The sequence below is a fragment of the Salmonella sp. 2020_1395 genome (assembly GCF_043848115.1).
Taxonomy (GTDB): domain Bacteria; phylum Pseudomonadota; class Gammaproteobacteria; order Enterobacterales; family Enterobacteriaceae; genus Salmonella; species Salmonella enterica.
Window position 1 is genome coordinate 16902 of sequence record NZ_JBCMFH010000022.1, and the last position, 11279, is coordinate 28180.

An 11279-nucleotide genomic window follows, 5' to 3' on the forward strand; every position below is an offset into this window, starting at 1 on the left:
AGCCCAATACATGAACAATATGAACGTAATTATTGCCGATGACCACCCGATTGTACTGTTCGGTATTCGCAAATCACTTGAACAAATCGAGTGGGTGAATGTTGTCGGCGAATTTGAAGATTCCACAGCATTGATCAACAACCTGCCGAAATTAGATGCGCATGTGTTGATCACTGACCTCTCCATGCCGGGAGATAAATACGGCGATGGGATCACCTTGATCAAGTACATCAAGCGTCATTTTCCGAGCCTGTCTATTATCGTTCTGACCATGAACAACAATCCGGCGATCCTGAGCGCCGTGTTGGATCTTGATATTGAAGGGATCGTACTCAAGCAGGGTGCGCCAACCGATCTGCCTAAGGCGCTGGCCGCGCTGCAAAAAGGCAAAAAATTCACCCCAGAAAGCGTTTCTCGTCTGCTGGAGAAAATCAGCGCAGGCGGTTACGGCGATAAGCGCCTGTCGCCAAAAGAGAGCGAAGTATTACGCCTGTTCGCCGAGGGTTTCCTGGTCACCGAAATCGCCAAGAAGCTCAACCGCAGCATTAAGACCATCAGCAGCCAGAAGAAATCGGCGATGATGAAACTGGGCGTAGAGAATGATATCGCGCTGCTCAACTATCTCTCTTCCGTCACCCTGAGTCCGACAGACAAAGAATAAATCGCTTTACGTTACCCAGCCTGATGGCGCTACGCTTATCAGGCCTACCAGTCGACTCATCTTTTGCAGGCCGGACAGGCGACGCCGCCATCCGGCATTTTTTATGCCCGCGTTTTACGTACCCGCTCGGCATACACCGCCAGCGTCTGTTTCAACACATCCAGCGTCACAGGCTTCGACAAACAGCTGTCCATACCGGACTCCAGGCAACGTTGTTTCTCTTCCGCCAGCGCGTTCGCCGTCACGCCGACGACCGGCAGCGTCAGCCCAAGCTGACGGATACGCTGCGTCAGGCGATAGCCGTCCATGTTCGGCATGTTCACATCGCTCAGAACAATATCGATAGCATTTTTACTCAGCACATTCAGAGCGTCCACGCCATCATTGGCTGTCTTACACTGATACCCCAGCGATCCCAATTGATCGGCCAGCAAGCGGCGATTGATAGGATGATCGTCAACGACCAGAATCATCATATCGTCATTTGAATCTGCGGTTTTATCCGTCGTCGGCAATGCGCTGGAAAGCGCTTCACTATCCAGCTCAATACTATAAATACGCGCCAACAGTGCGGGCAACTCATGCACCGACGCCACACTATGCACCCACTCGCCAGGCGCTCTTTCCAATGGAATCCCGATATGACGGCGGCAAAAGACGACCGCCGCCCTCCCCTGCCAGGTATGCTCCAGCGCGTCATCGACAATCAAAATATCGTCTGCGGCGGGTTCTTGCCCTTCATAACGCTGCGTATGAACGCCGCTACGCGCCAGACTGGTCTCAATAAACTGGCACAAAGAAGTATTGCGCACCGCCAGCCAACAGCAGGTTCCGGCGAGTCCTTCCACGCTCTTTTTCACAGGGTATTGCGCGCCATAAAGCGGGATGCGCAGCGTAAACTGGCTTCCCATGCCCGGCTCCGAATCGACGGAAATATCGCCGTCCATCATGCTGATCAATTTTTCGCAAATCGCCAGCCCCAGACCGGTCCCCTGAAAGTTACGCTGTACGCCGGTTCCCACCTGGAAGAAGGGATCGAACAGGCGAACCACCTCTTTTGCCGGAATACCAACGCCGGTATCCCGCACGCGAATGCTGAGATAATCCCCATCACAGCGCACATGCAGCACGATGCAGCCAATATCGGTAAACTTAATGGCGTTGCTCAACAGGTTTGAAATGACCTGCTGTAAACGCATCGGGTCGCCGTTCAGCGATACCGGCACGTCAGGCTCAATAAAACAATACAGGCCGAGCTGCTTACGCACCACCAGCGGCAGATAATTGGCGGTGATATGGTTCATCACCTCTCGCGGTGAAAATTCGCGCGGCTCAATCTTTAGCTGTTCCGACTCAATTTTCGAGAAGTCGAGAATGTCGCTGATAATTTTCAGCAACAGGCTGGAGGAGTTATTCATCGCCGTGACCAGCCGATCCACGCCTTTTGGCAACTCTTTGGTTTGCAGCAGATCGAGATTGCCGATGATACCGTACAGCGGTGTGCGCAATTCATGGCTGACCGTCGCAAGGAACATGGATTTAGACTGGCTTGCCTGCTCCGCCGCCTGCGCCATCTCCTGCAGCGACTCTTCCATTTTGACGCGCGTACTCACATCTACCAACACGCAAATCGCGACGTTTTCATTGCGATAGCGGGAATGGACGAAGCTAATTTGCAAATTGGTATTATTGCTGGTCAATACATCAACGAAGTTAACCTGCTGGCCGCAAATAATTTGCGTCAGGCGCTGTCTGTCTTCATGCGTGAGCATGTTCAGGTAGGTGTGCGCCAGTTCGTTACTCAGAATATTGACACCATCGATAGTGCGCAGAATACAGATCCCCACCGGCGCGGAGGCGACGATTTTACGGTTGAACTGTTCATGTTCTTCCAGGCGCTGAGCATCGCTCTCCGCCGGAATGAAAATTCGCCGCTCATACATCCGCGCAAGCGTAAACAGCCCTGCGCCCACCAGCACGTTCAGCAGGATAGCGTTCAGGATAAGAATACGAATACGCTCCAGGACTAAATCTACAGGCACAGAATAGACAATACTGAGCGAGGATGGCGGCAGGCTTTTTTTGAGTACCAGTTCGCGAAAACCTGGCGTATAACCAAACCAGGAACGCTCCTGCATCCAGCGCGGCTCCGCTTTAATAATGCCGTCAGGACCGGTCAACGAAATCAGCGAATGGCCGTTCTCATCAATAATAGTGACGCCCATCGGCAAACTGCCGGGCGTGAAAAAATTTTCCATGCGGATGGACTGCTCGACGCCCAGCAGCGCCTGCAGACGGTTGGCCAGATACACCGGCGTCAGCGCATAAAAGTAGCCCACGCCCTGACGCGCGCCCTGGCTTATCCAGAAAAGGTTATTCCCACTTTCTTCCTGCGGCGCGTTGCGGTATTTCATAATCCGCTCATGTAACGCTTTTAACGCATCATCGCGCTCCACGGGCATTTCACGCAGGCCGAAATTCGCCATACAGAGGTTATCGCTGCCAATCAGGAAAACGCGGTTAAGATCATACGCCGCTGAAAAGTTGTCGCGCCAGTAACGCATAAACCAGGCCAGCGACTCCAGCGATCCACGCCAGGCGGAGCCCATCGCCGCACAGTCTGAGTCGGCAAATAGCGGTTCAAAGTCCGGCACCACCATTTTGTCATCACGCGCACGCGACGACATGACGCCGTTTTCCGCCGTTAAACGGTTCTCGGCGATATATTTGAGCTCTTTCATCACATCCGACGTGCGCTGGATAAAACGCTGCGCCTGATCGGAGCTAAGGTTGAACTCCTGACGAATTTCAGATTCCCGCTGGTGCAGGGCATTGACGATGTAAAACACCGAAACAAAGGCGATTAAGAGCCAAATGAGTAACGCTAACGCTCTGAATAAGTAGCGCGAGACTTTCAGCGTAGTTCGAAAGGAAGCAAGGTATTTCAAAGGGGCGAAGCTCCGCCTCAGGATGTAAATAGAGTGTGACTAAGGTAGCGGTAAATGACGTAGCCCGCAACGGCAAAGAAAAAGGGCCGGATATCCGGCCCTCGCACAGCAATAACATTACTCGTCAGCGTCATCCGCAACGTCGTCATCGCTTTCCGCTTCCGGGGCGATATCCTCATCCCCTTCCGCCACGCTGCCGTCGATAGCGTCGAGTTCTTCGTCATCTACCGGTTCAGCAACGCGTTGCAGACCCACCACGTTTTCATCTTCCGCCGTGCGGATAAGGATAACGCCCTGGGTATTACGTCCCACTACGCTGATCTCGGACACACGGGTACGCACCAGAGTACCGGCATCCGTGATCATCATGATCTGGTCGCAATCGTCTACCTGTACCGCACCGACAACGGAACCGTTGCGCTCGGTCACTTTGATAGAGATAACGCCCTGCGTCGCACGAGACTTGGTCGGGTACTCGTCCGCTGCGGTACGCTTCCCGTAGCCGTTTTGCGTTACGGTCAGAATAGCGCCTTCGCCGCGTGGGATGATCAGAGAGACGACTTTATCGTCTCCCGCCAGCTTAATACCGCGCACACCGGTCGCGGTACGCCCCATCGCACGGACGGCGTCTTCTTTGAAGCGCACCACTTTACCCGCGGCCGAGAACAGCATGACTTCGTCAGAACCAGAAGTCAGGTCAACGCCAATCAGCTCGTCGCCGTCGTTGAGGTTTACCGCGATAATACCGGCGGAACGCGGACGGCTGAATTCGGTCAGCGCCGTTTTCTTCACGGTACCGCTGGCGGTCGCCATAAAGACGTTGACGCCTTCTTCGTACTCACGAACCGGCAGAATCGCGGTGATACGTTCGTTGGCTTCCAGCGGCAGTAGATTGACGATCGGACGACCGCGCGCGCCACGACTGGCTTCCGGCAACTGATAGACCTTCATCCAGTACAGACGGCCCCGGCTGGAGAAGCAGAGGATGGTGTCATGGGTGTTGGCCACCAGCAGGCGGTCGATAAAGTCTTCTTCTTTAATACGCGCGGCAGATTTACCTTTCCCACCACGACGTTGCGCTTCGTAATCCGTCAGCGGTTGATACTTGACGTAACCCTGGTGAGACAGCGTCACGACAACATCTTCCTGGCTAATCAGATCTTCGATATTAATATCGGCGCTGTTGGCGGTGATTTCGGTACGACGCTCATCGCCGAACTGATCGCGAATTAACTCCATCTCTTCACGGATCACTTCCATCAGGCGATCGGCGCTGCCCAGAATGTGCAGCAGTTCAGCAATCTGCTCCAGCAACTCTTTGTATTCGTCGAGCAGTTTTTCATGCTCCAGGCCGGTCAGTTTCTGCAAACGCAGATCCAGAATCGCCTGCGCCTGCTGCTCAGTCAGGTAGTACTGACCGTCACGCACGCCAAATTCTGGCTCCAGCCATTCCGGGCGCGCGGCGTCATCACCGGCGCGCTCCAGCATCGCAGCAACGTTGCCCAGATCCCACGGACGCGAAATCAGCGCCGCTTTTGCTTCTGCCGGCGTTGGCGCGCGGCGAATCAGTTCGATAATCGGGTCGATGTTGGCCAGCGCAATCGCCAGAGCTTCAAGGATATGCGCGCGGTCACGGGCTTTACGCAGTTCAAAAATAGTCCGACGCGTCACCACTTCACGGCGGTGGCGCACGAACGCTGAAATGATATCTTTCAGGTTCATGATCTTCGGCTGGCCGTGATGCAGCGCCACCATGTTAATACCGAAGGAAACCTGTAGCTGGGTCTGGGAGTAGAGATTATTAAGCACCACCTCGCCCACCGCATCGCGTTTTACTTCAATCACGATGCGCATCCCGTCTTTGTCGGATTCGTCACGCAGCGCGCTGATGCCTTCCACGCGTTTATCTTTCACCAGCTCGGCGATTTTCTCGATCAGGCGCGCTTTGTTCACCTGATAGGGAATTTCATGGACGATGATGGTTTCACGGCCCGTTTTCGCGTCAGCTTCAACTTCCGCGCGGGCGCGAATGTACACTTTGCCACGACCGGTACGGTAGGCTTCTTCGATACCACGACGACCGTTGATGATCGCGGCGGTCGGGAAGTCCGGACCCGGAATATGTTCCATCAGCCCTTCAATGCTGATGTCTTCGTTGTCGATATACGCCAGGCAGCCGTTAATCACTTCCGTCAGGTTGTGCGGCGGGATATTCGTCGCCATACCTACTGCGATACCGGAAGAACCGTTCACCAGCAGATTCGGAATTTTGGTCGGCATGACGTCCGGAATTTTTTCCGTACCGTCATAGTTATCCACGAAATCCACCGTCTCTTTTTCGAGATCGGCCATCAGTTCGTGGGCGATTTTCGCCAGACGGATCTCCGTATAACGCATTGCCGCCGCGGAGTCGCCGTCAATAGAACCGAAGTTACCCTGACCATCCACCAGCATGTAACGCAGCGAGAATGGCTGCGCCATACGAACGATGGTGTCATACACTGCGGAATCGCCGTGGGGATGGTATTTACCGATTACGTCACCAACGACACGGGCAGATTTTTTATAGGCTTTGTTCCAGTCATTGCCCAATACGTTCATGGCGTAAAGTACGCGACGGTGTACCGGCTTCAGGCCATCTCGGACATCCGGCAGCGCACGGCCAACAATGACCGACATCGCATAATCCAGATAGGAGCTCTTCAGCTCTTCCTCAATGTTGACCGGTGTAATTTCTCTCGCAAGGTCGCTCATCTAACCGCTATCCCTCTACTGTATCCCGGATTCAAAGGTCGCAAATTATAACACATTCGCCCACGTACTGGTAAACGGAATGCAGCCAGACAATGCTTTATTCGGGTGCCGCATGCTCTCTTCATTTATAAGCGTGGTCTCGGCGTTTATCGGCGATCGGTTTCAGAGGCGACACAGGGGAGATCGGGGTCTGGCCAGGAAGAGGCTGGAAAATCAATACCTCCCGTGTATACCCGTCATACTTCAAGTTTCATGTGCGTTGGCGGCAAGTTACTCGGCCCATCCCTGGGCCCCGCCCCGTCGGGGTTAGCGCAAGCGCTGTTCAAGACGGTTAACCATTTTATCCTGCAACTCGAATTATTTAGGGGATATGCCGGGAGGCATAAACCATAATCAGTATCACCAGATGCTATTTAATCACATAGGCCAGGTATTCTTTCACTACCTCATCGTTTAATTCCTGACCCAATCCGGGCTGTTCCGGCGCGACATAATAGCCATTTTCCGGCTGATAATCGTGGGTACAAAGTTCCCGAATAGATGCTTTCATCGCATTGGTATGATGCTCATGAATAATAAAGTTGGGAATTGCTGTTTCCATATGCAGCGCGGCTACCGTGGAAACAGGACCGCCGCAAACATGCACCTGTACAGTGGTGTCATAAATATTAGCATAGTCACAGATTTTCTTTCCTTCGGTAATTCCGCCGCAGAGACACAAATCAGGTTGCGCTACGGCAATAGACTGCTTCTCCAGTAATTCCCTGTATCCCCATCTTGTGTAGGAACGCTCGCCAGTGGCGATTGGAATCGTTGTTGAACGGGAAACTTTCTGCATATTATCAGAATTTAATGGATGAATCGGTTCTTCATAAAGAAAGATACGATACTTTTCTATCGCCTTCGCAAATTGAATAGCTGAGTTTGTACCGAGAAGAGAATGGATTTCCACGATAATATCAGCATCATCCCCCATTGCTTCACGCATAGCGGCAATTCGCGCTTCCCCCATTTTTAATTGATCGGCCAGTAACAATCCTGAATAGTTACGATTTTTATTCTGAAAAACACAGTCATCGCCATTACGATCGATTTCGAGTGGATCCACTTTAATCGCATCATATCCATCGTCAAGAGCCGCACGCGCCGCCTCAGCATATTCATCAGGTGTCACTAATATCTGGCGTTTATCCCCCCAACCAAATTGTAACTGACTAGCATAGGTTCTTAATTTTTCATTAGTTTTCCCGCCAAGGAGCTGATAAACAGGTACACCTAAATATTTACCTTTGATATCCCAAAGAGCAATATCAATAGCGCTCATTCCGGCATAAAAAACGTTCCCGCCCCCCATCCCCCAAAAAGTCTTTCTGAAAAAGAACTCCCAAATTTTTTCGATATTTAGTGGATCTTCACCCACAATCAATGGCGCCAGATCTCTGATGATCCCTACGCCAGCTTTAGCGCCTGCGCCATAGGCCAGTCCTACTTCGCCAATACCACTTAATCCTGAGTCGGTATTCACCCGGATAAGTACTGGATTATAGGAGGACATCGTTTGATCTCTTTTTTTTAATTCACAGTCAAAAACTTCAATAGACGTAATTTTCATAATTTCTCCATTTATCAGGTTCGTGATACAACATTTGTTTGTTGGCTTTTTTCTTTTTTCACATCAATTTTCATTAACGCCAAAACGGCTACCGCAGCGAAGCAAAGTATTGCCTCTACAATAAATATTCCTGTCGCACCATAATGAGTAGAAACGAATCCCAGTGACTTATTAATCAGGAATCCGCCAAGACTTGAACATGAGTTAATAAACGCAATGCTGACAGCCAACCCTGACGGCGACAATAATGCAGAAGGCAGCGCCCAGTAAGGTCCGTAATAGCTGAGGATCCCAACACCATAGAACGTTAGCCCCAGCATTCTCAGCGACATTGAGGGGACAAGAGCAATCATCAGAAAACCACAGCCTGCCAGAAACATGGGTAATGCAGCATGCCATTTTCGTTCATTCTTTTTATCGGAATGCCAGCCCCACCAGGGCATGCTGAACATAGCGAAAATAAACGGAATACTCATGATTAAACCAACGTCAGTATCCGTAAAATCAGCTGAAAATCCCTTCACCAACCCCGGCAACCAGTAGTTTGCCGCCAGAGCAGCCGCCTGAATCAACATGTAGGCGAAAGAAAGCTGAAGCAAAACTGGATTTTTGATTACGGAAAGAAAGGATGAGTTGGTATTTTTATTTAATGCAGCTGCGGTTTCATTGTCAGTGCGTAATTTATTAACTAAGGCCGATATCTGCTGTGGCGTAAGCCATTTAGCCTTTTCTGGACTGTCAGGCAGTAAATAAAATGTCAGGATGCCAAGGAATACGGTAGGGATACCTTCAATAGCAAAAAGCCAGCGCCAGCCTTCATAATCCGGGGTATTCAAATGCTCGATGATCCAACCAGACATCGGCGCAGCCAATACCGATGCAACAGCAATAGATAACATGAAGAAACTATTGACTTTTCCGCGTTCACGAGCCGGGAACCAGCATGCAAGATAATAAACCATGCCCGGGAAAAAGCCAGCTTCAAATACCCCCAAAAAAATGCGAGCCAGCAAAATATGTTGAGTATCTTTAGCAAAAAAAATCAGCCCTGTTACCGCTCCCCAGCCGATAATAATGGAACTAATCCATTTTCTTGCGCCAAGCTTTTGCAAGCCAATGCTACTCGGAATTTGAAAGATTAAATATGATATGAAGAATATAGAAGAAATATTAGCGAAATCCTCAGGCGTAATACCGAGAGATTCATTCATGCGTAATGCAGCAAACCCAATATTGACACGATCCATATAGTTAAAAAAGTAAAGAATAAAGGCCAAAGGAATGATTTTCCTTTTTACAATACGAATTGCATCGTATAAATTTTCTTGTGGACTACTCATTTTGCATCACCTTTTATGATTCAATGAATAAGGGTATTGACCGGAATCGATGTTACGTAAAAAACAATACAATTCAAAAGCTAATGTGTCATATCTGATATATCAGCAAGCAAACTTAATGAAATATACAATAACAACAATAAAGTATGTAAATTTTCTTATATCTGATATATTAGATCCGTTAATTTTGAATAAATTAATTACAATGGAGCCGGGTTTAACCATGGAGGAGAAGAAAATGAAAAATAGATTAAAGCGTGATTTTAGTCACATATCAATTGAAATACCCAAATCCATCACCCAGGTGATTAAAGAGAAAATAAGGGAGATGATTATCCATGGCGATTTCGATCTTGGGCAAGCGATCAGTGAAAATGAACTATCAAATATTCTGATGGTAAGTAAAACACCAATTCGTGAAGCTTTTATTTGGCTGAGCTATAATGAAAACCTGGTCAACATCATTCCCCGCAGTGGGACATTTGTTTTTTCTGTCACCGACGAGGATATCAATGATCTCATCAAAATGAGGGTTATCCTTGAACAGGGCGCAATTCGTGAAGCGATGGAGAAAAATGCTAACAATGTCATAGTCGAATTAAGCAATATTTTATCGAAGTCAGCAAAAATTAATGCAGAGCGAGATACGCAAGCTTACCTCAAACTGGATCATGATTTTCATTATGTTTTTGTGAAATATGCCGATAATAAATACATTTCACAAGCACACCTGTTGATCTCAGCACGTTTATTGGCAATTCGCTACAGACTGGATTTTACCGCTGAATATATCACCAGCTCTAACCGGGGACATGCCACTATTTTGGATATGTTAAAAAACAACAACGTCGAGGGCGTCTGTAATTTTATCACGCACCACATCGGTAGCGGTTTTACAGAACGCGCAAGAAAACTTCTTGCGCTGAAAGCGTAATAAAGACGGCAGTAGATATAACGCAGCGACTTTGCACCTGCTATACTGCCCCGATAGATCAATAGCGGAATCTCATGTACTCATGAACACTGAAAAACCGTCGGTAGCTCACAACGTTGACCATAATGAAATCGCCAAATTCGAAGCCGTCGCGTCGCGCTGGTGGGATCTGGAGGGCGAATTCAAGCCATTGCACCGCATCAACCCTCTACGCCTTGGCTACATTACTGAGCGCTCAGGCGGCCTGTTTGGTAAAAAGGTACTCGACGTCGGCTGCGGCGGCGGCATTCTGGCGGAGAGCATGGCGCGCGAAGGCGCTACCGTTACCGGGCTGGATATGGGCTTTGAGCCTTTGCAGGTCGCCAAACTGCATGCGCTGGAAAGCGGCATTGAGGTAGAGTACGTGCAGGAGACGGTTGAGGAACATGCGGCAAAACACGCCCAGCAATACGACGTCGTCACCTGTATGGAAATGCTGGAGCACGTTCCCGATCCGCAATCGGTCGTCCACGCCTGCGCCCAACTGGTTAAACCCGGCGGCGAGGTGTTCTTCTCAACGTTGAACCGCAATGGAAAATCCTGGCTGATGGCGGTCGTCGGCGCTGAGTATATTCTGCGCATGGTGCCAAAAGGCACGCACGACGTGAAGAAATTCATTAAGCCTGCTGAACTGTTAAGCTGGGTAGATGAAACCGTCCTGAAAGAGCAACATATCACCGGGCTGCACTACAACCCGATAACCAATACTTTCAAACTCGGTCCCGGAGTAGACGTTAACTACATGTTGCATACCCGCGCTAAAAAAGCCTGACATCAAAGAATTTTCCTATAAGGGTTGCGTTAGATCATCGGGCGCAACCTTTCCCTTCGATGAAGAAATCAGCATTCGATCAAATTTTGATTTTTTTTTATGAATTGTTGACATCCTCTCCAAGCCTTATCAGACGCGCATTTAGCGATTCTTACTCTTTTACAACCGCAATTTAACGCCAAAATCAACTCTTGTACTCAAAAGAATCCCTACTAGAAT

Annotated in this window: 7 protein-coding genes; 3 read left to right on the forward strand and 4 right to left on the reverse strand. The window is 49.6% G+C overall.

Annotated elements, in window-relative coordinates; genetic code table 11:
• Positions 1-10: 10 nt before the first annotated feature.
• Positions 11-661 carry a response regulator transcription factor RcsB gene (gene rcsB, locus ACH0WD_RS22680; RefSeq protein ID WP_001061919.1) on the forward strand — a complete coding sequence of 217 codons (651 nt, stop codon included), beginning with the start codon at positions 11-13 and terminating at the stop codon, positions 659-661.
• A gap of 101 nt (positions 662-762) precedes the next feature.
• Here the strand turns inward: rcsB and rcsC are convergent, their stop codons facing one another.
• The 4 genes from rcsC to ACH0WD_RS22700 all read right to left on the reverse strand — a co-directional run bounded on the left by rcsC (position 763) and on the right by ACH0WD_RS22700 (position 9315).
• Complete coding sequence (rcsC, locus tag ACH0WD_RS22685; RefSeq protein ID WP_000876075.1) at positions 763-3609, reverse strand: two-component system sensor histidine kinase RcsC; 2847 nt, start codon at positions 3607-3609, stop codon at positions 763-765.
• A 117-nt stretch (positions 3610-3726) separates the two neighbouring features.
• Positions 3727-6363 carry a DNA topoisomerase (ATP-hydrolyzing) subunit A gene (gyrA, locus tag ACH0WD_RS22690; protein ID WP_001281271.1) on the reverse strand — a complete coding sequence of 879 codons (2637 nt, stop codon included), beginning with the start codon at positions 6361-6363 and terminating at the stop codon, positions 3727-3729.
• 409 nt (positions 6364-6772) lie between these two features.
• Entirely contained in the window at positions 6773-7975 is a 1203-nt protein-coding gene (locus tag ACH0WD_RS22695; protein ID WP_000705581.1) for a mandelate racemase/muconate lactonizing enzyme family protein, read from the reverse strand.
• Positions 7976-7989: 14 nt separating this feature from the next.
• Positions 7990-9315 carry an MFS transporter gene (locus ACH0WD_RS22700; RefSeq protein WP_000098081.1) on the reverse strand — a complete coding sequence of 442 codons (1326 nt, stop codon included), beginning with the start codon at positions 9313-9315 and terminating at the stop codon, positions 7990-7992.
• A 49-nt stretch (positions 9316-9364) separates the two neighbouring features.
• Between ACH0WD_RS22700 and ACH0WD_RS22705 the strand changes: the two genes are divergently transcribed.
• Together ACH0WD_RS22705 and ubiG are read left to right on the forward strand one after the other, a co-directional pair.
• On the forward strand, positions 9365-10249 hold the full coding sequence (locus tag ACH0WD_RS22705) for a GntR family transcriptional regulator (RefSeq protein WP_000944714.1): 885 nt from the start codon (positions 9365-9367) through the stop codon (positions 10247-10249).
• 82 nt (positions 10250-10331) lie between these two features.
• The gene (gene ubiG, locus ACH0WD_RS22710; protein WP_001091009.1) at positions 10332-11060 is read left to right on the forward strand and encodes a bifunctional 2-polyprenyl-6-hydroxyphenol methylase/3-demethylubiquinol 3-O-methyltransferase UbiG; all 729 of its coding nucleotides are present in this window, start codon (positions 10332-10334) and stop codon (positions 11058-11060) included.
• Positions 11061-11279 lie beyond the last annotated feature (219 nt).

Excerpts from the sequence above, each read along its gene's own strand:
- rcsB (WP_001061919.1), top strand. The coding sequence starts at position 11 with ATGAACAATATGAACGTAATTATTGCCGATGACCACCCGATTGTACTG.
- gyrA (WP_001281271.1), bottom strand. The coding sequence starts at position 6,363 with ATGAGCGACCTTGCGAGAGAAATTACACCGGTCAACATTGAGGAAGAG.
- ACH0WD_RS22695 (WP_000705581.1), bottom strand. The coding sequence starts at position 7,975 with ATGAAAATTACGTCTATTGAAGTTTTTGACTGTGAATTAAAAAAAAGA.
- ACH0WD_RS22700 (WP_000098081.1), bottom strand. The coding sequence starts at position 9,315 with ATGAGTAGTCCACAAGAAAATTTATACGATGCAATTCGTATTGTAAAA.
- ACH0WD_RS22705 (WP_000944714.1), top strand. The coding sequence starts at position 9,365 with ATGTTACGTAAAAAACAATACAATTCAAAAGCTAATGTGTCATATCTG.
- ubiG (WP_001091009.1), top strand. The coding sequence starts at position 10,332 with ATGAACACTGAAAAACCGTCGGTAGCTCACAACGTTGACCATAATGAA.